24 protein-coding genes are annotated in these 23,691 nt (G+C 55.0%); 10 read left to right on the forward strand and 14 right to left on the reverse strand.

Annotation, left to right across the window (positions count from 1 at the left end):
- Positions 1-188: 188 nt before the first annotated feature.
- The 3 genes from rpmB (at position 189) to mutM (ending at position 1,602) form a co-directional block, all read left to right on the forward strand.
- The gene (rpmB, locus tag ABLV78_RS00585; RefSeq protein ID WP_002436699.1) at positions 189-425 is read left to right on the forward strand and encodes a 50S ribosomal protein L28; all 237 of its coding nucleotides are present in this window, start codon (positions 189-191) and stop codon (positions 423-425) included.
- Positions 426-445: 20 nt separating this feature from the next.
- Positions 446-613, forward strand: coding sequence for a 50S ribosomal protein L33 (gene rpmG, locus ABLV78_RS00590; protein WP_002922510.1), 168 nt, complete (start codon positions 446-448; stop codon positions 611-613).
- Positions 614-792: 179 nt separating this feature from the next.
- Entirely contained in the window at positions 793-1,602 is an 810-nt protein-coding gene (mutM, locus tag ABLV78_RS00595; RefSeq protein ID WP_015369156.1) for a bifunctional DNA-formamidopyrimidine glycosylase/DNA-(apurinic or apyrimidinic site) lyase, read from the forward strand.
- A 78-nt stretch (positions 1,603-1,680) separates the two neighbouring features.
- Here mutM and coaD read toward each other — a convergent pair whose 3' ends face one another.
- The 7 genes from coaD to rfaQ all read right to left on the reverse strand — a co-directional run bounded on the left by coaD (position 1,681) and on the right by rfaQ (position 8,617).
- Positions 1,681-2,160, reverse strand: coding sequence for a pantetheine-phosphate adenylyltransferase (coaD, locus tag ABLV78_RS00600; protein ID WP_015703808.1), 480 nt, complete (start codon positions 2,158-2,160; stop codon positions 1,681-1,683).
- 2 nt (positions 2,161-2,162) lie between these two features.
- Positions 2,163-2,933 (reverse strand): glycosyltransferase family 2 protein, encoded by a 771-nt coding sequence (locus ABLV78_RS00605; RefSeq protein WP_032713074.1) that lies wholly within the window; start codon positions 2,931-2,933, stop codon positions 2,163-2,165.
- Positions 2,933-4,207 (reverse strand): lipid IV(A) 3-deoxy-D-manno-octulosonic acid transferase, encoded by a 1,275-nt coding sequence (gene waaA / locus ABLV78_RS00610; protein ID WP_015369159.1) that lies wholly within the window; start codon positions 4,205-4,207, stop codon positions 2,933-2,935. Before waaA ends, ABLV78_RS00605 begins: the two co-directional genes overlap by 1 nt.
- A gap of 92 nt (positions 4,208-4,299) precedes the next feature.
- Positions 4,300-5,289 (reverse strand): glycosyltransferase, encoded by a 990-nt coding sequence (locus tag ABLV78_RS00615; RefSeq protein ID WP_047047651.1) that lies wholly within the window; start codon positions 5,287-5,289, stop codon positions 4,300-4,302.
- Between the two features lie 30 nt (positions 5,290-5,319).
- Positions 5,320-6,414, reverse strand: a complete 1,095-nt coding sequence (locus ABLV78_RS00620) for a glycosyltransferase (protein WP_047047653.1) — start codon at positions 6,412-6,414, stop codon at positions 5,320-5,322.
- Between the two features lie 2 nt (positions 6,415-6,416).
- A complete protein-coding gene (locus ABLV78_RS00625; protein WP_045390608.1) occupies positions 6,417-7,544 on the reverse strand; it encodes a glycosyltransferase family 4 protein in 1,128 nt (375 codons plus the stop codon).
- Positions 7,541-8,617: a putative lipopolysaccharide heptosyltransferase III gene (gene rfaQ / locus ABLV78_RS00630; protein WP_047047655.1), complete on the reverse strand. Its 1,077-nt coding sequence runs from the start codon at positions 8,615-8,617 to the stop codon at positions 7,541-7,543. Before rfaQ ends, ABLV78_RS00625 begins: the two co-directional genes overlap by 4 nt.
- A 111-nt stretch (positions 8,618-8,728) precedes the next feature.
- On the opposite strand from rfaQ, the gene ABLV78_RS00635 reads away from it, so the two are divergent.
- The 3 genes from ABLV78_RS00635 to ABLV78_RS00645 all read left to right on the forward strand — a co-directional run bounded on the left by ABLV78_RS00635 (position 8,729) and on the right by ABLV78_RS00645 (position 11,665).
- Positions 8,729-9,691 (forward strand): polysaccharide deacetylase family protein, encoded by a 963-nt coding sequence (locus ABLV78_RS00635; protein WP_047047657.1) that lies wholly within the window; start codon positions 8,729-8,731, stop codon positions 9,689-9,691.
- Positions 9,692-9,787: 96 nt separating this feature from the next.
- Positions 9,788-10,429 (forward strand): glycosyltransferase family protein, encoded by a 642-nt coding sequence (locus ABLV78_RS00640; RefSeq protein ID WP_045386549.1) that lies wholly within the window; start codon positions 9,788-9,790, stop codon positions 10,427-10,429.
- Between the two features lie 6 nt (positions 10,430-10,435).
- Positions 10,436-11,665 (forward strand): O-antigen ligase family protein, encoded by a 1,230-nt coding sequence (locus tag ABLV78_RS00645; protein WP_080961799.1) that lies wholly within the window; start codon positions 10,436-10,438, stop codon positions 11,663-11,665.
- Positions 11,666-11,685: 20 nt separating this feature from the next.
- On the opposite strand, the gene ABLV78_RS00650 is transcribed toward ABLV78_RS00645, so the two are convergent.
- The 4 genes from ABLV78_RS00650 to rfaD are packed head-to-tail and all read right to left on the reverse strand — an operon-like array spanning position 11,686 to position 15,575.
- On the reverse strand, positions 11,686-12,600 hold the full coding sequence (locus tag ABLV78_RS00650; protein ID WP_047047664.1) for a WaaZ-like lipopolysaccharide core biosynthesis protein: 915 nt from the start codon (positions 12,598-12,600) through the stop codon (positions 11,686-11,688).
- Complete coding sequence (rfaC, locus tag ABLV78_RS00655; protein WP_047047667.1) at positions 12,600-13,571, reverse strand: lipopolysaccharide heptosyltransferase RfaC; 972 nt, start codon at positions 13,569-13,571, stop codon at positions 12,600-12,602. Before rfaC ends, ABLV78_RS00650 begins: the two co-directional genes overlap by 1 nt.
- Before the next feature lie 3 nt (positions 13,572-13,574).
- Positions 13,575-14,633 (reverse strand): ADP-heptose--LPS heptosyltransferase RfaF, encoded by a 1,059-nt coding sequence (gene rfaF, locus ABLV78_RS00660; RefSeq protein WP_015703797.1) that lies wholly within the window; start codon positions 14,631-14,633, stop codon positions 13,575-13,577.
- Positions 14,634-14,642: 9 nt separating this feature from the next.
- Entirely contained in the window at positions 14,643-15,575 is a 933-nt protein-coding gene (gene rfaD / locus ABLV78_RS00665) for an ADP-glyceromanno-heptose 6-epimerase (protein WP_045390625.1), read from the reverse strand.
- Between the two features lie 212 nt (positions 15,576-15,787).
- Between rfaD and kbl the strand changes: the two genes are divergently transcribed.
- The 4 genes from kbl (at position 15,788) to ABLV78_RS00685 (ending at position 19,881) form a co-directional block, all read left to right on the forward strand.
- Entirely contained in the window at positions 15,788-16,981 is a 1,194-nt protein-coding gene (gene kbl, locus ABLV78_RS00670) for a glycine C-acetyltransferase (RefSeq protein ID WP_015703795.1), read from the forward strand.
- A gap of 12 nt (positions 16,982-16,993) precedes the next feature.
- The gene (tdh, locus tag ABLV78_RS00675) at positions 16,994-18,019 is read left to right on the forward strand and encodes an L-threonine 3-dehydrogenase (RefSeq protein WP_015369171.1); all 1,026 of its coding nucleotides are present in this window, start codon (positions 16,994-16,996) and stop codon (positions 18,017-18,019) included.
- A 175-nt stretch (positions 18,020-18,194) separates the two neighbouring features.
- The gene (locus ABLV78_RS00680) at positions 18,195-18,923 is read left to right on the forward strand and encodes a hypothetical protein (RefSeq protein ID WP_047047669.1); all 729 of its coding nucleotides are present in this window, start codon (positions 18,195-18,197) and stop codon (positions 18,921-18,923) included.
- Positions 18,924-19,089: 166 nt separating this feature from the next.
- The gene (locus tag ABLV78_RS00685; protein WP_045390630.1) at positions 19,090-19,881 is read left to right on the forward strand and encodes a glycosyltransferase family 2 protein; all 792 of its coding nucleotides are present in this window, start codon (positions 19,090-19,092) and stop codon (positions 19,879-19,881) included.
- A 6-nt stretch (positions 19,882-19,887) separates the two neighbouring features.
- Here ABLV78_RS00685 and ABLV78_RS00690 read toward each other — a convergent pair whose 3' ends face one another.
- From ABLV78_RS00690 to gpmM, 3 genes are read right to left on the reverse strand one after another with little or no spacing between them, the layout of a single operon-like run.
- Entirely contained in the window at positions 19,888-20,835 is a 948-nt protein-coding gene (locus ABLV78_RS00690; protein WP_047047671.1) for a divergent polysaccharide deacetylase family protein, read from the reverse strand.
- Positions 20,836-20,838: 3 nt separating this feature from the next.
- Positions 20,839-22,110 carry a murein hydrolase activator EnvC gene (envC, locus tag ABLV78_RS00695; RefSeq protein WP_045390637.1) on the reverse strand — a complete coding sequence of 424 codons (1,272 nt, stop codon included), beginning with the start codon at positions 22,108-22,110 and terminating at the stop codon, positions 20,839-20,841.
- Between the two features lie 9 nt (positions 22,111-22,119).
- Positions 22,120-23,664 (reverse strand): 2,3-bisphosphoglycerate-independent phosphoglycerate mutase, encoded by a 1,545-nt coding sequence (gpmM, locus tag ABLV78_RS00700; protein WP_045390640.1) that lies wholly within the window; start codon positions 23,662-23,664, stop codon positions 22,120-22,122.
- Between the last annotated feature and the right edge of the window lie 27 nt (positions 23,665-23,691).

A 23,691-nucleotide genomic window follows, 5' to 3' on the forward strand; every position in this document is an offset into this window, starting at 1 on the left:
GTCTGTTCGGGACTTGAGCACACCGCCGAGTCAGCGTATACTACGCCACCTTTGAGAATCTCGGGTTTGGCATTTGGGCCTGGCAATCGAGAGTTCAATAGAACTATGCGATGACCGGGCTGTAAAGCCTGACGAGGCGCCAATACCCCATACGAAGCTCGAGCTAATTTGATTTTTGGAGAATAGACATGTCCCGAGTCTGCCAAGTTACTGGCAAGCGTCCGGTGACCGGTAACAACCGTTCCCACGCACTGAACGCGACTAAACGCCGTTTCCTGCCGAACCTGCACTCTCACCGTTTCTGGGTTGAGAGCGAGAAGCGTTTTGTCACCCTGCGCGTATCTGCTAAAGGTATGCGTGTAATCGATAAGAAAGGCATCGATACAGTTCTGTCTGAACTGCGTGCCCGTGGCGAAAAGTACTAAGTACTTAGAGGAAATAAATCATGGCTAAAGGTATTCGTGAGAAAATCAAGCTGGTTTCTTCCGCTGGTACTGGTCACTTCTATACCACCACGAAGAACAAGCGTACCAAACCGGAAAAAATGGAACTGAAAAAGTACGATCCGGTTGTACGTCAGCACGTTATCTACAAAGAAGCTAAAATCAAATAATTTTAGTCTCCTTGTACTAAAACCCCGCTCCGGCGGGGTTTTTTGTTTTATGCTTCACCCTTCGAGCACAGGTGCGTTGGCTGCACGCGTACAGCCTGGCCGCTTGCTTTATTAAGCCTTCCGGCCTCTCTTCCCGCTGCCTCCCTGTCACCCGAAACTGTGTGGTTAAGAGGAAAAAAATGCCTGAATTACCTGAAGTCGAAACCAGCCGTCGCGGCATTGAGCCGCATCTGGTAGGCGCTAACATCCTGCACGCCGTAGTACGCAACGGGCGCCTGCGTTGGCCGGTATCCGAAGAGATTTATCGCCTGAGCGATGAACCGGTGCTGAGCGTGCGCCGACGCGCCAAATATCTGCTGCTGGAGCTGCGCCACGGCTGGATCATTATTCATCTTGGCATGTCCGGTAGCCTGCGTATCCTCAGTGAAGAGCAGCCGGCTGAAAAACACGACCACGTCGACCTGGTGCTGAGTAACGGTAAAGTGCTGCGCTATACCGATCCTCGCCGCTTCGGCGCCTGGTTATGGACTAAAGAGCTGGATGGTCATCCGGTGCTGGCGCATCTCGGCCCGGAGCCGCTAAGCGATGAATTCAACGCCGACTATCTCCAGCAGCGTTGCGCGAAGAAGAAAACCGCCATCAAACCCTGGCTGATGGATAACAAGTTGGTGGTGGGCGTGGGGAATATCTACGCCAGCGAATCGCTGTTTTCCGCCGGGATCCATCCCGATCGGCTGGCCTCGTCGCTCTCGCATCAAGAATGCGAGTGGTTAGTGAAGATGATTAAGCTGGTGCTGCTACGCTCAATTGAGCAAGGTGGAACGACGCTGAAGGATTTCCTGCAAAGCGACGGCAAACCGGGATATTTCGCCCAGGAGCTGCAGGTTTATGGCCGCAAAGGCGAGCCGTGCCGGATCTGCGGTACGCCGATTATCGCCAGCAAACACGCGCAGCGAGCGACCTTTTATTGCCGCCAGTGTCAGAAGTAGTGGAGAGGGTTGGGGATTATGCCAGTCCGGGTAAGCTGGTAGCCCCGCTAAGCGTAGAGCGAGCGGGGGAAGGACATACTACTTCAGCTTATTTAACAACGCCTGATGCACGTTAGGCGGCAGGAAGTGGGAGACATCGCCCTGGTGGCGAGCCACTTCCTTAACCAGCGATGAAGAGATAAACGACCACTCTTTGCACGGCATCAGGAACACGCTTTCCAGGGTGGGCATCAGATGGCGGTTCATGTGCGCCAGCTGCATTTCATATTCGAAATCCGCCACTGCCCGCAGGCCGCGAATGAGAATATTGGCCTGCTGCGCGCGGGCGAAATTGGCCATCAAATCGCTAAAGCCAATCACCTCAACGTTGACCAGATGCGCCGTTGCCTGCTCCGCCAGCGCAATTCGTTCATCGAGGCTGAACATCGGTTTTTTGCTCGGGCTGGCGGCGATGGCCAGCAAAACCTTATCAAACATACCCGCCGCGCGGGTGACGATATCGATATGGCCGTTGGTGATAGGGTCAAAGGTGCCCGGATAGATCGCTTTTGTGCCCATAATTACACTTTCTCCGAGTAGCCGCGGCTCAGTGCCCACAGCTCGGTGTATTTATTAAACGTGTATTGCGCATTGACTACCGCCAGCAGCCAACCCTGTTTTCCATCCAGTACGCCGCCGCGCAGCAGCAGCGTTTTGACGAAGGCGCCCAGCGTATGGCTGAAAATCCCCGCCATCGAGGTCTTCTTGCCCTTCTGATGACGCTCAAGCGCCCAGGCTGCGGCATACGCCAGCTGTTTTTGCTGGAAGCCGGAGAAGTCGCGGCAGGTCAGGTGCAGCAGATCGCCGCTGAGCGGCACCACTTCGGCCCCAAGGCTATCCAGAGATTCATGCACCAGATTATCGTTATAGCGGTAACGCGCGCGTTCGTACAGGCGCATCACCCGATCGGGATACCAGCCGCTGTGGCGCATAAAGCGCCCGAGGAAGTAGTTACGCCGGGCGATGCTGTAGATAACGCCGCGCTGCGGCGCATCCAGTACCTTGAGGATAGACTCTTTCAACTCAGGCGTAACGCGCTCGTCGGTATCAATCATCAGCACCCAGTCGTGAGTGGCGTAATCTTGCGCGCGCTGGCGCTGAATGCCGTAGCCTTGCCAGTCGGTGTTGCTATAGACCTGGGCGCCCAGGCTACGGGCCAGTTCGACGGTATTGTCGGTACTGCCGGAGTCCAGCACCACCACTTCATCCGCCCAGCTTACCGACGCCAGGCAATCGGCGAGCAGGTCGGCGGCGTTTTTGGCGATCATCACGACGGAGAGTCGGGTCGACATTAGTGGCTCCGCTGCGGCAGGTAGGGTTGCAGTAACTGTAGCAGACGCGACAGCGCGCCCTGGTTTTGATGCAGCACTTCCACCGCGTGGCGGCCGTACCACAGGCGATAATCTTCGTCGGTCAGCAGGGTAGAAACTTCTCTGACCAGCGAGTCGGCGTCCGTGACGGTGATCAGACCATCGTCCTGCTGCAGCTTGGCGCAGATATCTTTAAAATTAAAGGTGTGCGGACCCATTAGCACCGGAATAGCATGGGCGGCGGGTTCGAGCGGATTGTGTCCGCCGCGTTCAACCAGGCTGCCGCCGACGAACGCCAGGTCGGCAATGCCGTAGAGCAGCATCAGTTCGCCCATAGTATCGCCAATCACCACCTGGGTGCTGTTAGACGGAATTTCACCGGTGCTGCGCATGGTGAAGCTCATCCCGGCTTTTTGCACCATATCGCGGGCGTCGCCGAAGCGTTCCGGATGGCGCGGTACGAGGATCAACAGCAGGTCGGGGAAGGTTTCCAGCAGTTTTTTATGCGCCTGCAGGATGATCTGTTCTTCGCCGTCGTGAGTACTGGTGGCTATCCACACTTTACGGTGCGGCGCCCACTGGCGACGCAGGGTAACGGCGCGCGCCGCCAGTTCCGGGGTGACGGAGATATCGAATTTCAGGCTGCCGGTGACCGCCAGTTGGTTACGTTTGAGACCGAGCGCGAGGAAGCGGTTGCCGTCTTCTTCATTTTGCGCGGCGATAAGCGTGATACGGCTGAGCAGGCGGCGCATAAAACCGCCGAGTTTGGCATAGCCTTTCGCGGAACGTTCTGACAGTCGTGCGTTAGCAATTACCAGCGGAATTTTACGTTTGTGCAGCGCGGCGACCATGTTCGGCCACAGCTCGGTTTCCATCACGATGACCAGTTTCGGCTGCACGCTGTTGAGGAAACGGTTCATGGCGCAGGGGAGGTCATACGGCAGATAGACGTGGTGAACATCTTTGCCGAAAGCGGACATGGCGCGTTCAGAACCGGTCGGCGTCATGGTCGTGACGGTGATCGGCAGTGACGGATAACGATGGCGTAGCGCGCGCACCAGCGGGATTGCCGCCAGCGTTTCACCGACGGAGACGGAGTGCAGCAGAATGCCATCCGGCACTACCTTGTTTTGACAGAAGCCATAACGTTCAGCCCAGCGTTTACGGTATGCCGGGGCCTTACGGCTGCGCAGCAGCAGTCGCAGCCACACCAGCGGCTGAATGAGGTAGAGTAGGGTGGTATAAAGCAATTCCAAACTATTTATCCGTTTTAGGTTTTTTGCGGGCAAATTCTAAGCATTTAACCCGCGTAAAGCTATCTCTTTGGCGGAAACCGAGGGATTTCGACCTATGCGGCGTTGAGATAGCGCTTGATGCGCAAATAGCGGCGTCCCAGACGCCAGCGTAAACGGAACGTGCAGGCGTTACTCCAGATCAGGCGCCAGATGCCGCGTTCGAAGAATTCTTTGATGATAATATGCTTTTTCGACTCATCTTTCATGCAGTCGAAGGTATGAATAATTCCCAGTCCTTCTTTGGCTATCTGCCAGCGGCAGGCGGCAATGTGCCGTACCTTATCCGGATAGCGCTGGTTGATGGCGCTGAGCATCTCGAGGATCTTCATATAATGGCGCGCTGAGCGCATCAGCGTATCGTCGTTGTCCGGCTTATGTGACACCGATTCCGAGTGAATGTAATAGTCGTAAAATTGCTCGCTGGTGTACTGCACGCGTTCGGCTGCCAGCAACGCTTCCGTCGTCCAGGGAATATCCTGATGGCGCAGGCCCGGCTCAAAGTGGAAATGGTGCTGGTTGATAAAATCGCGGCGATAGATGTTCAGCCAGGTGACGTGCAGAAACTTACGCGAGTCGAGCGCCTGCTTTAGCCAGACGTAACCCGGCAGGACGCCAGTAGACTGCAGGCGCTCCGGCGGGAAAATCGGGTGAATATCGTCGCGACTTTCGTACACATAGCGGCCATTACAGGTCGCGACATCGAGATTGCCCTTCTCGGCCATTTCCAACAGCGTGCGGTACATGCCGGGATAGAACTTATCGTCAATGTCCGGGAAGGCGAGGTATTTACCGCTTGCCGCCGCCATACCGGTATTACGCGCCACCGAAACGCCCTGATTCTCCTGCTCCAGCACGGTGACGTTCTGCAGCCTGTCTTTCCATTGGTCGATAACCGCCAGGCTACCGTCGGTAGAACCGTCGTTCACCAGGATCAGCTCATAGCTTGCCAACTGCTGTTGTTCGAGGCATTCAAAGAATTGCGCAAGGAATTTTTCACCGTTATACACGGCGGCCACGATGCTCAATAAAGGCGTTTGACTCATAACTCATTCGATCCTGGTTAAAAAACGACGTCAGGCGCTGCGCAGCTGACGGTACTGTTGGCAAATCGACTCTACGCTGAATTTTTCCAGCGCGGCGGAATCAATGGCCGGCGGGCTATGGTAAATGCTTTGCATCGTCTGGGCTAGCGCAGAACTGTTGAGATCGGCCAGACCGCGGGACAGTTCGCCGCTGAGGATCTCGCTGACCCCGCCAGGACAGCGGGTGCTGGCAACCGGCGTATTCAGCAGTAGCGCTTCAACAATGACGTTGCCAAACCCTTCGCTGTCGGAGCTGAGCGTTAGCATTCGCGCATGTTTAATCCACGGCAGCGGGTTGGGCTGAAAGCCTTTAAACAGCACCCGATCGCCGACCTGCAGCTGCTGCGCCAGTTGACGAAGCCGCTGTTCCTGCTCCGGTTTGCCCTGCCCGAGCAGCACCAGCGGCGCCTCGATACCGCTTTGCGCGTAGGCTTCAATCAGCCGGTCATGGCGCTTACCGGGATGGAAGCGGCCGACGTGGATAATATAGTCCCCTTGAGGAATATCGGCCGGCTCCTCAGCCGCCGCGTGAATGGCGGCGATATCGAACGGGTTATAGATGGTTTTAAGCTGTGCCGGGCGCAGTGCGAACTGCTCGACCAAATCCTTTCCAACCGCATCGGAAACGGTCACCACGTTGCGCCCCTGGTATACGCGCTTGATTTTTTGCTGCTTCATCCAGCGGTCAAAACCGCTGCGATGGCCAAGATAAGAGGTAGAGAAAACGCCGTGCAGACAGAACCAGACGTTGCGATCCTGCAATGCCCGGCTGCGGGCGACGATGCGATCGGTTTTGTGCAGATTCGACAGTACCAGATCGAAGCGACCATGCTGTTCTGCTTGTTCAATCGCGCGATCAAGCTGGCGCGCGCGGCGGGAGAGTTCCGTTAGCTTGCGCCACGGTTTGCGGCAGCGGTCGGCAATCACCTGATAATCGAGCCCTTCCGGCAGCGGATAATCGCAGACGTCGCGCAGCGAAAACAGCGATACCTGTTCGCCCTGGCTGAGAAAATGTTCCGCCAGCGTGAGCACGACTTTCTCCGCGCCGCCGCCCGGCAGGCCATCGATAACAAACAATATGCGCATCGTTATTTCACCAGATCCTGATAGAGAGAAAGCAGCTGCGTCGACAGTCGCTCGCTGTTGCAGTCCATAATTCGTTCGCGGGCGCGTGCGCCTTCAGCCGAACCCAGCGCGCGCGCGGGCAGCGCCATGACCGCCTGCTGTAACGCGGCGATATCCAGCGCGTCGCAGACGTAGCCATTGCTGCCTTCGACGATGAACTCCGCGCCGCCGCAGCCGGTGGTGGTGATAACCGGCAGGCCGCAGGCCATCGCTTCCAGAATTACATTCGGGAATGGATCATACAGCGTCGGCAGCAGCAGTCCGTCGGCCATCTGATAGAACGGCAGCGTTTCGGACTGCATGCCGAAGAAACGCACGCGATCTTCGCAGTTCAGTGATTTTGCCAGCTGTTGATAGCGGTTCTGTTCTTTGTCTTTGCCGACCACCAACAGATAACGGTCGGTGGGGGCGATGGCGCGGATTGCCGCATCCAGCCCTTTTCGTTCAAAGCCTGAACCAACATAAATCAGGCAGCTTGCCTGTAGCGGCAACTGCCATTTAGCGCGTAATGCGGCAAAGGTTTCTTCGCCAGGCGGCAGAAACCTCTGGTTATCAATAGCGTTATAGATGACGTGGATTTTGTCAGCCGGCAGGCCGAAGTCTTCGATAATTTCCTGCTTGATCATCTCCGCGTTGCAAATCACCCCACGCAGGTGCGCGTCCTGATACATCTCGCGTTCCGCCTGCATCACATAACGGTGATAGCGGTCGGCGAACAGCAGGCGGCTTTTCCAGGCCGGTAAAATGCGCGAGCGCTGTTGCAGCCAGCGGCGATGAACGCCGTCGCCTGCGCGGTATAGATCGCAACCCGGAATACGCTCATGGCTTTGCACCAGGTCGAATGATTCACTCTGCCAGAGCGCGCGCGCGGCGTTGGCGAAACCGCGTTCCCGGCTGATGCGCCCCCATTTGCGCGGGTTGCAGATGTGAATATGCCAGTCCGGTTTGACAGGCCCTTGCCACTCGCGGGTGATGACGTTCAGTTCCAGATTACTGCTGTCGAGGGCTTCCAGCGCGCGGGAGACAAAGCGCTCCGCGCCGCCGTCGGGGCGATACTTTTGCCGTACCAGAGCCAGCCGGAATTTACTCATGCCAGTACCTTTTTCGCCGCCGCGATAACCGCGTCGGTAGGGATTAAATCAAGATAGCGTTCTTCGGTGTTGGTATTGATGTCGTCGGGGTCGGGCAGCGGGCCGAACTCGCCGGCCCAGATAACCTCGCCTTTCGCCTGCCACGGCCGCCAGAAGGTCAGTTTCGACGGGCCAAATAGCGCGACGAGCGGCGTACCCAGCGCTGCCGCCATATGCATCGGCACCGAATCTACGCCGATAAACAGGCGGGCGTGATCGATAACCGCCGCCAGCTGGCGGAGCGTCAACTGACCGGCTAATGAGTGCAGTCGCGCCTGCGGGCAGCCGCTGATGATGTTCTCTACCATCTGCTTTTCTTTGGCGTCAGGGCCAGAGGTAAGCACCACCGCGTAGCCTTCTGCTGACAGCGCATTAATCAGCGCGCTCATGCGCTCTTCGCGCCAGCATTTAAAGAACCAGCGCGAAGTCGGTTGAATAACGATGTAGTTCTCCTGGAAGCCGTCCGGCAGCAGCGAACGGCTGGTCGTCCAGTCAGATTCGCTGTAGCCCATTCGCGCCGGCGCATCGTTTATCTCAAGCCCCAGCGGCGCCAGAATAGAGAGGTTTTGCTGCACCGTATGCAGCTGATTGTGCTGCTGGGTAGAAGCAAGCGCGGTGTGGCAGTAGCGCCAGAACGGATGACGGCGCTTAGGGAAATCGAAACCGATGCGCGTCGGCGCGCCGGTTAATTTGCTGATGATCGCGCTGGGCCATTGATCGGCAAGGTTGAGCACCATGTCGTAGCGCTGCTGGCGCAGATTGCGGATGAGCTGCCATTCCATCTTAAGCTGATGCCGCTTGCCCTGCTTTTTCCAGCTGCGATCGATCGCGTAAATCTGGTTAATCTCCGGATTCGCCGCCAACATGTCGCGGGTTTCAGCATACAGCAGTACATCGACGCGAGCGGCGGGATATTGCTGTTTGAGCGCGTTTATCAGCGGGGTGATCAGCAACATGTCGCCATGATGGCGCAGCTTAATGACCAGGATCCGCGCCGGGTTCTGCTGGCCGGGGGAGAGGGTTTCAGGCGTCATACTCTGTTCTTCATCCAGGATAAGGGTTCCGATTCTAGGGGATCGTGCAGATTGAGAGAAGCGTTGTATTGCTCTACCATGGACCGATACGTATGGCCTGAGGACGTTTTCGTGCACAATCCCGCATTTCTCATCACGATTGATACAGAGGGTGACAACCTCTGGCAAAAACATGACAGCATCACCACGGAGAATGCGCGCTATCTTCCGCGTTTTCAGCAGCTTTGCGAAAAGTATGGCTTCAAACCGGTCTATTTGACCAATTATGAAATGGCCATCGACCCTTTTTATATCGAGTTTGCTAAAGATGTCATCGCGCGCGGCACGGCGGAAATCGGTATGCATCTGCACGCCTGGAACAGCCCGCCGACCGAGCCGCTGACCGCGGATGACTGGCGTCATAAGCCTTATCTCATCGAGTACAGCGATGCCGCCATGCGTGAGAAGGTCGACTATATGACCCATCTGCTGGAAGATACCTTCCACACCAAAATGGTGAGCCATCGCGCCGGACGCTGGGCGTTTGACGAGCGCTACGCGCACCTGCTGGTGGAGTACGGTTATCAGGTGGATTGCTCGGTGACGCCGCGGGTGAACTGGAAAACCGCTAAAGGCGCGCCGCAGGGCGATGGCGGTACGGATTATCGTCGCTTCCCGCAACATGCTTATTTTCTTGATGAAAATGATATCAGTCGCGAAGGTCATTCCCCGCTGCTGGAAGTGCCTATGAGCATTCAATACAAACACTCAGCATGGATGAATAGCGTTAAGCAAGGCTACGATAGGCTACGCGGCAAAGTCCGTTCGCCGTCCGTACACTGGCTGCGTCCGATGGGCGGTAACGTCGAGACCATGAAAAAAGTAGTTCAGCAGACGCTGGCGCAGGGTAATGATTATGTTGAGTATATGCTGCATTCATCGGAGTATATGCCAGGCGGTAGCCCGACCTTTAAGAATGAACAAGATATTGAACGTTTATATGCCGATCTGGAAGCGTTCTTTAGCTGGCTTGCGCCGCAGGTCCGCGGAATGTCTTTAGCAGAATATTATAATTTCAAGAGAAATCTTACATAAAACAATCATTACTGATAGAGGTGCGGCGTTAATCTGGTGTAATATCATCAGTCGAATGAATAATTAACGCCTGAATTATTAATATACTGAGGTTTTATGAAGATAGCAACCGTACTACGCTCTGGCGGTGATTATAACCAAAGCCATGTGCAGTGGTTATACAAACAATTGCCAGCAGACATCGAGAAAGTGTGCTTTACCGATTTAACTATTCCTGGCGTTAACACCATTAAACTAACTGAAGATTTGCCTGGCTGGTGGTCAAAAATCGAGATGTTTAATCCGGATTCGGTTGCCGAAGATATTTTTTATCTCGATTTAGATGTCGTCGTTGTCGGTGATATTAGTGATATTCTGGCAAATAAACAGCTGACCATGCTGAGTGATTTTTTCTTTCCGCAGAAAACCAAAAACTCCGCTATCATGCGCGTTCCGCATGAAGAAAAGTACAAGGTCTGGGAAGCTTTTAAGCGCTATCCGGAACTATTCATGACGCGCTATCAGAGCGGTGGCGACCAGGAGTTTATCAGCAAAATCTATCCACACGCCGCTATCTGGCAGGACATTTTACCCGGACAGATCGTTAGCTATAAAAAGCATGTCATTCATAAGAAGAAGAATGAACATGCCACCGGTGATGGCACCGTGCCTGCGGGGACGCGAATTGTCTGTTTCCATGGAAAACCACGCCCTTGGGACTGCGGTGAAGCCTGGGTGCCACCATTTGAGAAAGCTTAATTATTTATGAGTAAAGTGATGTCGCCAGTGACAATATTGCTTCTGGCAATATTGTCATGTGTTTTTGTGATGCCGGAGAAAATTATGGGTAGAAATCTCTTTTACCTGTCTTCGGTTATTACCTTAATTTATGCGGTAATTAACAGAAAACGTCTTACCTTTAAAAAAGAGGAGATGTTTCTGTCTCTGACGCTATTGATGTTAGGAGCCTCACAGCTTATTTGGTCATATCGCTTTCCGGGTAATCCGGCTGAAATTTATATGGCTGATGTTAGCTATCCTCGCTCAGGCGCTTATTTGATGATCGGCGCTGTGATGATGTTACTCTTGCCTGCGGTATTAAGGACAACAGCAATACAATATGGCAAAAGCTTGAGTTACGCATTAGTCGCGGGCTTTTCAGTATTGACGCTATACGCTTTACATTATCATTTTTTTGTTTCCGGCGATCGCCTGAGAATCGATAACTCCGCAACCTTAAGCGCCTATCTTTATACGATATACTCGTTATTGACGCTATATGCTTTAGCTTGCGTCAATATCCGCTATCGCAACTATATTGCCAGCGGTGTGATATTTTTCTCGCTGTGGATTATTTTTCTGACTGAAACTCGCTCGGCGCTGCTTATTTATCCGGCGGTACTGCTCTATGCCTTACTGACCGGTAACGTGATGTCGAAGAAAAAATCAGCGCTGGCGTGCCTGATGCTGTTGGTTGCTGGCCTGGCAGTGATTGAGTTGGCGTTTCCCTCGCTGAAAGATCGGGCGAGTGAAGCGGTCACTGAGATCTCGGACTATCAAAGCGATAACAATACCTCGATGGGTTCCCGGCTCAGTATGTGGCATACCGGGATCTATGAAATTATTGCTCATCCCGGTGGCGTAAGCTCGCAGCAGCGTTTCCAGATCCTCTCGCAATTGATGTATGAGAAAGAGCAGGGGAATCCAGAGGGGTTGCGCAACATTGTTTATCATCTTCATAATGATTTGATCGAAACCATGTCGCTACAGGGCGTTATTGGCGGCCTCTTCCTGCTGGCATTGTATGGCGCGATGCTGCTCTATGTTTACAGAAAGGCGACGCTGAAATGTGCATTGGCGTTTATTGGCGCGCCGGTGATTCTTTTTGGCTGCGTCGATACTCTGTTTATCCACGACAGATTTATCATTATGTTTATTGTGGCGTTAGCCGTTTTCACGGCGTTATCGCCGGAAAAATCTGCGGAAGAATCGTGATGGAGTGATGAAGTGGCCGTTCAGGCCACTTCATGTAGCGCTTGAGATAACGGCATTTTAGGAAATACCTGTTCAGGAATTGCGCTATTAAGGGAAAGATTAATTACCGTAATACCCTTTGCCTGTAAATGACGGCTGGCGAGTTCAAAGGCGGGGAAAACCATACCATCTACTTTATCGGCGAGATATGAGGGAAGCTTATTCTCACCGTTTTCATAAAATCGCGGTTGCTCAAAATTATTCATATCCAGACCGGCAATAATAATTCTGTTGAATCCCAGCCAGGCGATAATCTGCAGCGCCCAGTAAGCCACCGTTCCCGCGTCAAATATCCCTTTGCGAATATCGGTTGAGAAACCAATATGGCTTAAGTTTTGGTGCAGGAGCGCACTTGGGGAGCGGCTAAAGACCGTCGCGATATCGTTACCGGGGATCTTTGGCTGGTAAATCTTATAACAGGCATCTTCAATCAGGGCGAGTCGACACTGAATATTGTTGAGCCCGATGCGCTCAATGATTTTGGCAATACCGTGGGTAGTGGTAAAAAAGAGGATCCGTGGATTGCTGACAATACCGGCGATAACCTCGGGTTTACGGTCAAAAAACTCCATATCAACGATCAGATACAGAGAAAACCCTACCTTTCCTTCGAGAAAGTAAGCGCCGTTGACGCCCATTACCGGCAACGATGACGGGATAATAGAAAAATCGACATCGTTGATTGATGGACCGGTCGCGGTGAGCAGCATTGGCCCGGAGAAAGCGTCTTTTAATTCACTTAGGCTACACAGCGGTACCGATTCGCCCTTGTATTGTAAGGCACAAATTTCACCGCTTTCCGCCCGACGGATCTTTACCCACGGCCACAGGTTTTCATTGTGGCGGTAGGCGCGCGGGCGGGTATAGCGATAAATTTGCTTGAATAGCGATCCCATTAAACCAATCCCTGTGCTTGCAACAGTTGCTGAACATGCTCAGCGGTAATATCGCCGGTGCTGCTACCGTACGGCGGGCGGACGATATGCTGGTTTTTGCCATATCCGCCAATCAGTCCCGGATCGGTTGGGCCGTAGAGCGTGAAATTGGGTTTATCGAGCGCCGCGGTCAGATGGCTCAGCCCGGTGTCGACGGAAACTACGCCGCGTGCGCCAGCCAGAATCTGCGCAACCTGCTCAAGGCTCATGCGCGGTAGTACATCGACGTTATCGCGTCCTTCCGCCAGCCGTTTTGCCCGCGCCTCTTCGTGCGGCGCGCCCCACGGCAGCTTAATACGTACGCCGCTACCTGCCAGTAGATCGAGAAGCGCTTGCCAGCATGCTTCCGGCCAGTGTTTATCATCGCGGGTGGTGGCATGCAGGAAGACCAGATACGGCTCTGTTGCCGGTGCGTCAGGGCGAATAAAGTGGCGCGCGATGGCGTAATCACCCTGCGTTTGCGGCCTGGCATAGCCCAGGCTTTTGGCGAACAGTTCGCGCGTGCGCTCTACTGCGTGCTGCTCGACAGCAATATGGTGGCGACGGTTATAAAACAGGCTTGCCAGCGGCTCGCGGGCGGACTGCCAGTCCATGCCATGTTTGACGCCGTGCGCCAGACGCGTTACCAGCGCGGCGCTTTTCACCAGCCCCTGCGCATCAATAATGGCATCGTAGTTGACGGCCTTTACGGCATCGCGAAAGGCCTTTCTTTCCGCTTTGATAGGCGCGGAAAACCAGGCTTTGCGCCAGCGGCGAATCGCCACCGGAATCACCCGCTCGACGGCGGCATGCCATGAAGGGATCTGCGCGAAGCCTTCTTCAACCACCCAGTCAAAGCGGATACCGGGGATGGCCTGCGCGGCGTCGGTTAGCGCGGGCAGCGTGTGTAGCACGTCGCCCATGGACGAGGTTTTTACGATCAATACCCGCATCCGTTACGCTTCCTCGTGCTCGGTTTTTTCCGCTAACAGTTCGTTCAGCTCTTGCAGGACGCGTTCTGGAGTGATGTCGATCAGGCTTTGATGATAGCCCTCAGCGGCATCGCCTTTGCGCACCTTGTGGTAGCCGCTAATCAGGCGAATAACCCGCGCTTTATGCGATAGCGGCGGGGTAAAGTCCGGGCTGCTCGGGCCGTACAGCGCCACCAACGGGCGATCCAGCGCGGCGGCGACGTGCATCAGCCCCGAATCGTTGCTGACCACAGCCTGACAGGCGGCAATCAGAATCACGGCCTGTTCCAGCTGGGTTTCGCCGGCCAGGTTACGGCACCAGGCCTGCTGCTCGCTGCTGAGCGCGGCGATGATCTCTTTGCCGGCATCGTTATCTTTCGCCGAGCCGAAGAGCGCTATCTGATAACCATCGTCAATGAGCTTTTTCGCCAGCGCGGCATAGTGATAATGCGGCCAGCGTTTGGCCGGGCCGAATTCCGCGCCGGGGCAGAAGCCGATAATCGGCCGATCGTTCGAAAGATTAAAAGCGTTGCAGGCCTGTGATTTTTCGCCATCGTTGACCTGCAGCTGCGGCCACAGCAGCGGTTGTGGAAGGTCTTTAGCGCAGCGCATCACGCCGTTATCGTAGGCCAGCGCCACGTAGCGCTCCACCATCAGCGGCCAGGCGTCTTTGTCCAGCACGCGGGCGTCGTTAAGCAGGCCGTAGCGCATCTCGCCGCGCCAGCCGGTGCGCAGCGGAATGTTGGCGAAGAAAGGCACTAATGCCGATTTAAACGAGTTCGGCAGCACGTAAGCGCGATCGTAGCGACGATCGCGCAGGCTGTGGCCGAGTTTACGACGCTCGCCGATAGCCAGCGCGCCGTGGCCGAGCGGCATGGCGATCGCTTCGTTGACTTCCGGCATGCGCGATAACAACGGACGGCACCATGCCGGCGCCATCACGTCGATAATCGCCTGGGGATAGCGCGCCCTGAGCGTACGATAAAGACTTTGCGACATCATCATGTCGCCCACCCAAGACGGGCCTATCACCAATATTTTCATGCTTGTTTCTTACGCGTCGCGGTTTAGCCAGGCCATATATTCCGTTACGCCTTCGGCAACGGTTTTGAACGGTTTGTCATAGCCCGCTTTACGCAGGTTAGTCAGATCGGCCTGCGTGAATGCCTGATAGCGGCCTTTCAGTTTGTCCGGGAACGGGATGTATTCAATGCTGCCTTTCTTATGGTACGCCAGGGTCGCATCGGCGACGGCCTGGAAGGATTCCGCGCGGCCGGTACCGAGGTTGAAGATACCGGAAACGCCATTTTCCCAGAACCACAGGTTTACCGCGGCGACATCGCCGACATAGACGAAGTCGCGTTTAAAGCCGTCGCTGCCTTCGAACAGTTTCGGACTTTCGCCATTATTCAGCTGGGTATTGAGGTGGAAGGCCACGCTCGCCATGCTGCCTTTGTGCCCTTCGCGCGGTCCGTAGACGTTGAAATAACGGAACCCGACGATCTGCGAATCCGCTTCCGGCAGGATCTGACGGACGTATTCGTCGAACAGGAATTTAGAGTAGCCGTAGACGTTCAGCGGTTTTTCAAATTCGCGTGATTCGATAAAGTCGCTGGTGCGCCCGCCGTAGGTGGCGGCAGAAGAGGCGTACAGGAACGGGATTTCGCGCTCCAGACAGTAGTGCAGCACCTCTTTGGAGTACTGATAGTTGTTATCCATCACATACTTGCCGTCCCACTCGGTCGTGGAAGAGCAGGCGCCTTCATGGAATACCGCTTCGATCTCGCCGAACTCTTCGCCGGCCATAATCTGGATCAGAAAATCTTCTTTATCCATGTAGTCAGCGATGTCCAGATCCACCAGGTTTACGAATTTGGTGCCGTCTTTCAGATTGTCTACAACCAGAATATCGGTGATGCCTTTGTCATTCAGGGCTTTAACGATGTTGCTGCCGATAAAGCCTGCGCCGCCGGTTACGATGATCATAACTGTACCTTTGAAGTAGAAAGCCCGGAAACAATCCGGACATGAATACTCATATCATATCACTACATCCGAAAGGCTTCAGCCATTCGCCGAAAAGGTGCTGGCCGTGCGTGATTTATGCTGCAAATTATTCATTCAGGCATGCATCATCTCGTATCAACGTATAGCTTTGGGTAATATGTGCCAAATTTTGCCGAATCTGGAGAGTTGCAATGCGTGGTGATTTCTACAAACAGTTAACCAATGACCTGGATACCGCGCGCGCGGAAGGGTTGTTTAAAGAAGAGCGTATCATTACTTCGGCTCAGCAGGCGGACATCACCGTCGGCGACAGCCACGTGATTAACTTCTGCGCCAATAACTATCTGGGTCTGGCGAACCACCCGGAACTGATTGCCGCGGCGAAATCCGGCATGGACAGCCACGGCTTCGGGATGGCCTCGGTGCGCTTCATCTGCGGTACCCAGGACACGCATAAGCAGCTCGAGAAGAAGCTGGCGGATTTCCTCGGTATGGAAGACGCGATTCTCTACTCCTCCTGCTTTGATGCCAACGGCGGCCTGTTTGAAACGCTGCTGGGACCGGAAGATGCCATTATCTCTGATGCCCTGAATCACGCGTCGATCATCGACGGCGTGCGCCTGTGCAAAGCTAAGCGTTTCCGCTATGCCAACAACGACATGCAGGAGCTGGAAGCGCGTCTGAAAGAAGCGCGCGAAGCCGGCGCTCGCCACGTGCTGATCGCCACCGATGGCGTTTTCTCGATGGACGGCGTGATCGCCAACCTGAAAGGCGTCTGCGACCTGGCGGATAAATATGATGCGCTGGTGATGGTCGATGATTCTCACGCTGTGGGCTTTGTCGGCGAAAACGGCCGCGGTTCCCATGAATATTGCGACGTGATGGGCCGCGTCGACATCATCACCGGCACGTTGGGTAAAGCGCTGGGCGGCGCGTCAGGCGGTTACACCGCCGCACGCAAAGAAGTCGTTGAGTGGCTGCGCCAGCGTTCTCGTCCGTATCTGTTCTCCAACTCCCTGGCGCCGGCCATTGTCGCCGCCTCCATCAAGGTGCTGGAGATGGTGGAAGCGGGCAGCGAACTGCGCGATCGCCTGTGGGCTAACGCGCGCCTGTTCCGCGAAAAAATGACCGCCGCAGGCTTTACCCTGGCAGGCGCCGACCACGCGATTATCCCGGTGATGCTCGGTGAAGCCACCATCGCCCAGGAGTTCGCGCGCGAATTGCAAAAAGAAGGTATTTACGTCACCGGATTCTTCTATCCGGTGGTTCCAAAAGGCCAGGCGCGTATTCGCACCCAGATGTCGGCGGCGCATACCCCTGAACAAATTGAACGTGCGGTAGAAGCCTTTACCCGCATCGGCAAACAACTGGGCGTCATCGCCTAATAAGGGTGTGAGATGAAAGCGTTATCCAAACTGAAAGCGGAAGAAGGCATCTGGATGACCGACGTACCGGAACCGGAAGTCGGCCATAACGATCTGCTGATTAAAATCCGTAAGACCGCGATTTGCGGTACCGATGTGCACATCTATAACTGGGATGAATGGTCGCAGAAAACCATCCCGGTACCGATGGTGGTGGGTCACGAGTATGTCGGTGAAGTCGTGGGTATCGGTCAGGAAGTGCGCGGCTTTAAGCTCGGCGATCGCGTTTCCGGCGAAGGGCACATCACCTGCGGACACTGCCGTAACTGTCGCGGCGGCCGCACGCATCTGTGCCGCAATACCATCGGCGTGGGGGTAAACCGCCCGGGCTGTTTCGCTGAATATCTGGTGATCCCGGCCTTCAACGCTTTCAAAATCCCGGACAATATCTCTGACGACCTGGCATCCATCTTCGACCCGTTCGGTAATGCGGTGCATACCGCGCTCTCCTTCGACCTGGTCGGTGAAGACGTGCTGGTTTCCGGCGCCGGCCCGATTGGCGTGATGGCCGCGGCGGTGGCGAAACATGTTGGCGCGCGTAACGTGGTGATTACCGATGTTAACGAATATCGCCTGGAACTGGCGCGTAAAATGGGCGTCACCCGCGCGGTCAACGTGGCGAAAGAGAATCTTAACGATGTGATGGCGGAGCTGGGGATGACCGAAGGCTTCGACGTGGGCCTGGAGATGTCCGGCGCGCCGCCTGCGTTCCGCACCATGCTTGATACCATGAACCACGGCGGACGTATTGCGATGCTGGGTATTCCTCCGTCGGATATGTCTATCGACTGGACCAAGGTCATCTTCAAGGGGCTGTTTATCAAAGGGATTTACGGCCGCGAAATGTTTGAAACCTGGTATAAGATGGCGGCGCTGATCCAGTCGGGCCTCGATCTTTCGCCGATTATCACCCATCGTTTCGGTATTGATGACTTCCAGAAAGGCTTTGACGCGATGCGTTCCGGTCAGTCTGGTAAAGTGGTACTGAGCTGGGATTAAGCGAATTATCGTCAGGATGACGATAATAACCATTCTTGCTGCCCATGGTTTATGGGCAGCATATTCCCAACATATATATTAATAATAAATTTTTTGTTATTACTACGATCGCTATTGAACAGGCTCCGGTTTTATTTATATTCTGCCATATCTTCATATAACAAGGATGATATATATGGCATACCCTATTTTCATCAATCGTGTTTGGCAATTGAAGAATATCATCTTACCGGCGTTGCTGCTTTTAATGAGTTTTAGCATTCTGGCTGAGCAAAGGCTTGAACATGGCGTGCTGCAAGCCTACTGGAAGGCGCAATGGAGCGATAATGCTACCATTAATATTCCGGCCCTCGGATTTCGCTATTATTGGCTGGATGACCAGGGGAAATTGAAAAAAGTCATCAATATATATGTTAAGGGAACGCTGAAAGAACAGTTGCTGTTTATTCGGCAGAACTTTAGTGATATCCCGGAAAATTTTATCAGATTTCGCGAGTGGTACGTTAACCAGCAGGGCAGTCTGCTGGTTAATAATATCGCGCAGTATACCGAATGCAACAGTGAGAATTATAGCGCCGTATTGCTTTCTTTTGTTCCTGCGCGAAATAAACCTGCATCCTGGATAGACGATATGCATGCTCAGGTCCCCTGCGGCGGCGACGGGCGCTATCCCTGGTTAACGACATATCATTTACAGCGTGAATGGAATCAGCTTTCATTCAAAGAATGGCCAGATGATAATGCGAATAATACATATTCCGTTATGGCTGATGACGTGGTGGTTAAAATACGCACTATTAACAAATACTGGATCTATGCCGCTCTTTACGATGACAGCAAAGCTGACCGTATGAGTGACAAACGGGGGTACATAAGGAGAGGGCATCTCAAACCCGATAACTGATACCCGATGGTATCGGGCAAGGGGATGAAATTTATCTCATGGTAGATTTATTTAGATTTGGATAACATTTCTAAAATAATACGCATCTACCGCACTATTTCCGCATCGATCTTTTGCCTATTCGTTTATACAGTTGGTTTACTCTTCGTTTAATCGCATAAACCCTATGTTTAAGCTCTCAGTATGTTTGCTTACCTGTAATTCGGCCCGCTTATTACGGGAAGTCTTGCCGCCGCTGTTGCGGGTGGCGGATGAGTTTATTGTCGTGGATTCAGGCAGTACGGATGAAACGCTGCAGATATGTCAGCAGTTTGGCATAACGGTTCACCATCACCCCTATGCCGCCCATGGCATGCAGATGAACTATGCGACCTCGCTGGCGACCCATGACTGGGTGCTATGTATGGATAGCGATGAAATTCTGGATGAAGAAGTGGTTGCGGCGATTCTGGCGCTTAAGGCGGGAGAGGAACCGGATCCGAGCTGCGCGTGGCGTCTGCCGCGCTACTGGTTCGTGCTTGGCGAGCAGGTGCGGACCATTTATCCCATCTCATCGCCGGATTACCCGGTACGCCTGTTCAACCGTCAGCGTGCCAGCTTTAACCAGCGGCCGGTGGACGATCAGGTGGTCGGCCATCTGACCTCGATAAGGCTGCCGGGCTTTGTCCGCCACGATACCTTCTATTCACTGCATGAGGTGTTTAACAAGCTCAATAGCTATACCACCCGGCTGGTGAAGGCGCAAAAGGTCAGGCCGTCGCTCAGTCGCGGGATTATCAGCGCCATCGGCGCGTTTTTTAAGTGGTATCTGTTCAGCGGCGCGTGGCGTAGCGGTAAGGTGGGGGCTGTCACCGGACTGTATGCCACCTTGTACAGCTTCATGAAGTATTTTAAAGCCTGGTATGCTCACGACGGGAAGCGGCAGGGAACCGTGACGGAGAAGCGCACGGATCCCTGATGAAGATTAGTTGGTGGGGCTATCCCAGCCCTGCCATTTAAGCTGGTAATACTGGACCAGCGCGCTCTGGCTGATGCTTTCGCTGAGAATGCTAAAGAAGCGGCTGGCGTTCACCGGCTCCAGCGGACGCTTCGGTTTGCAGTATTTCACTCCGTGGAACGGGTTACGCGGCTTCTGCTGTTGCGGCGCGTTTGGTTGCGCAGGCGTGTTCGGCGTCGAGTTGTCGACCTGCGGTTCGTTCAGCAGGCTGCTCGGGCGCACCAGCGTGATATCCGGCGGCAGGTTATAAACCATTTGCTGTAGTACCCGCACCGTTGAAGGGTGTGGATGACCAATGGCGATCGCCGAACCGTTACGCCGCGCCAGCGCGATGGCGCGATTGAACTGGGTGCGGATGTCCGCCTCGTTCTGGGTATCGTCGAGAAACACTTTGCGTTTAATCACCTTCACGCCGGTCCCCTGGGCGGCGCGCATGGCCTGGGTGTTGCCGATGGTCACGCTATCGAGAAAATAGAGATTGTAGCGTTCCAGCGCCTGCATCACCTTCTGCATGCCGAACAGGTTAGAGGTCATGGCGCTACCCATGTGGTTGTTCAGCCCGACGGCGTAAGGCACTTTCCCGTAAGCCTCACGAATAATACGTTCGATCTCATCGCTGCTCATATCCGGGCGCAGGGTGTCTTTTTCCAGCGGTTGCTTGCTGAGCGGCGCCATCGGCAGGTGGATCAGCACTTCGTGGCCCAGATTATGCGCTTTAGTGGCCATTTCCCGGGCGTGGGGGGCGTTCGGCAGCACGGCAACGGAGATGGTGGGCGGCAGCGCCAGCACCTTATTTTCCGTCTGTGGACGATAGCCGAAATCATCGATAACGATAGAGAGTTTACCGGCGAAAACCGGCGCAGCTATAGTCAGTGAACCGGCTACAGCAAGTGCAATCATGCGAAATTGGAGCAAAACTTATCTTCCCAACCACGGCTGTGGATTGACCGCCTGACCCTGGCGGCGAATTTCGAAATAGAGCGACGGACGACCCTGACCGCCGCTACTGCCTACCAGCGCGATAGCCTGGCCCGCGCGGACCTGGGTACCGACGCTGACCAGCGCGCTTTGGTTATAGCCGTAAAGACTCATGTCGCCTTTGCCGTGTTCAACGACGACCACCAGCCCGTAGCCCTGTAGCCAGTCGGCGAGGATCACCCGACCATCGGCAATGGCTTTGACTTCGGTGCCTTCAGACGCAGCGATAACCATCCCTTTCCAACGTAGTTCACCTTGCAGCTGTTCGCCATAACGATGAAGAATTGTTCCGCGAACCGGCCAGAAGGCCTGCCCGCGCGGCGCGCCGAGGCCGCCGGTTCGCGACATCAGCGAACGTTCGCTTTCGGTTGGTTTATAGGTGGTGCCTTTGCGCGAGGCTTCCTGCTGACGGTCGCGTACCGCCTGGGCATCGCGAGCCTCGCGGTCGGCGCGGGCTTTGGCTGCCGCTTCCGCCTGGGCGATGCGACCGCGCAGGCGCGATTCGTTAGCGCGCAGTTCGCTGAGCTGCTGTTGGCCTTTCTGAATGGAGGATTCGAGGCTTGAGAGCGTCTTTTTACGCTCGTTGCGCGCCTGCTCAAGCTTGGCCTGCTGCGCTTTTTGCTCGTAAACCAGCGTTTGCTGCTGGCTTTGTTTTTCTTCCAGCATCGATTTCTGCACCGCGACTTCTTCACGCGTCTGCTTGAGCTGGGCGATAGTCTCCTGACGGGCCTGGTTAAAGTAACCAAAATAGGCCTGCAGGCGCTGGTTGCGCTGCCCCTCTTCGCCGCTGAGGATCATCTGCATGCCGGTATGCGGCCCCTGGCGGAAGGCGGCATCAAGCTGCGCGGCGAGGTTACGTTCCTGGGAGGCGCGCTGGCGTTCCAGCTTAGCGATAGACGCGTTCATCTCGTCGATCTGCTTATTGAGCTGGTTGAGGGTATCCTGAGTTTCACGCAGCTTACGCGCGGCGGCGGAGATCGCTTCTTCCTGCGCTTTTAGCTGGGCCAGCAGAGAGGAGCGTTGCTGCTGCTGTTGCTGAATCGCGCGCTGTTTGGCGGCGATATCGGCCTGAATGGATTTCAGCTGGTCGCGGTCATCGGCGTGAGCGGATGCGGCGCACAGCAATACGCCAGCGCTAAGCGCGCTGGCGTAAAGAACGGATCGAACAGCCGTTGCGATCCATGTATTTGAATAAGTCGCCTTTCCCCTCATGGGGAAGGATTATTCCACGATGAACAGCGGCTTGCCAGTCATCTCTTGCGGGATTTCCATTCCCATCAGCGACAGCATGGTTGGCGCGATGTCGGAAAGCTTGCCGCCTTCGGCCACTTTCACGGTTTTGTCGCCAACGTAGATCAGCGGAACCGGCAGGTTAGTATGCGCGGTGTGCGCCTGTCCGGTCGCTGGATCGCGCATTTGCTCGGCGTTGCCGTGGTCGGCGGTGATCAGCAGCTGACCGCCTACGGATTCAACGGCCGCGGCCACTTGTTCGATGCAGTGATCCAGCGCTTCAACCGCTTTCACCGCCGCTTCCATCACCCCGGTATGGCCAACCATATCGCCGTTCGGGTAGTTACAGATAATGGTGTCATACTGGCCGCCTTTGATGGCAGCAACCAGTTTCTCGGTCAGCTCGGCGGAACTCATTTCCGGCTGCAGGTCGTAAGTGGCGACCTTCGGCGAGTTAATCAGAATACGGTCTTCGCCTTTGAACGGCTCTTCTACGCCGCCGTTAAAGAAGAAGGTCACGTGCGCATATTTCTCGGTTTCGGAGATGCGCAGCTGGGTTTTGTCGTGCTTCGCCATCCACTCGCCGAAAGTGTTAACCAGTGAAGCTGGTGGATAGGCGCAAGCGACTTTGATGTCGGCGGCGTATTCGGTCAGCATCACGAAGTCGAGGTTAACGACTTTCTTACGCGCGAAGCCGTCGAAGTCGGCGTTAACGAAGGCGCGGGTGATTTCGCGCGCGCGGTCAGCGCGGAAGTTCATGAAGATCAGCGCGTCGCCGTCTTCCATCGCGGCATCGGCCTGGCCGGCGGCGCGGATAACGGTCGCTTTGACGAACTCGTCGTTTTCGTCACGGGCATAGGCTGCCTGCAGGCCCGCCACGGCGGTATCGGCCTGGAATTCGCCTTTGGCCAACGTCATCAGGTCATAGGCTTGTTCAACGCGATCCCAGCGGTTGTCGCGGTCCATGGCGTAGTAGCGACCAATGATAGAGGCGATACGGCCTTTGCCCAGCGCGGTGAATTTAGCTTCGAATTTAGCCAGCGTCGCTTCAGCGCTGCGCGGCGGCGTGTCGCGGCCATCGAGGAAAGCGTGCAGATAGATTTTCTCTGCGCCGCGCTCGGCGGCCAGTTCTACCATCGCCATGATATGGTCTTCGTGGCTGTGAACGCCGCCAGGCGACATCAGGCCCATGATATGTACCGCTTTACCTGCGGCGACGGCTTTGTCGACCGCGCCGGTCAGCACCGGATTGGCGAAGAAGGTGCGTTCTTTGATTTCAACGTCCAGACGGGTCAGATCCTGATACACGATACGACCCGCGCCGAGGTTTACGTGACCCACTTCGGAGTTACCCATCTGGCGGTCAGGCAGCCCGACTTCCAGACCGGATGCGTCAATCAGGGTGTGCGGACGTTTTGCCCACAGTGCGTCCATTACCGGCGTTTTCGCGCTATAAATGGCGTTATCCTGCTGGTCTTCACGGTAGCCGTAGCCATCCAGAATCACCAGTACCATAGGTTTTTTAGTAACCGACATTGCGACAACCTCATGCTCAAAGACAGA

This window comes from Klebsiella sp. CN_Kp075 (genome assembly GCF_040065055.2).
Taxonomy (GTDB): domain Bacteria; phylum Pseudomonadota; class Gammaproteobacteria; order Enterobacterales; family Enterobacteriaceae; genus Klebsiella; species Klebsiella aerogenes.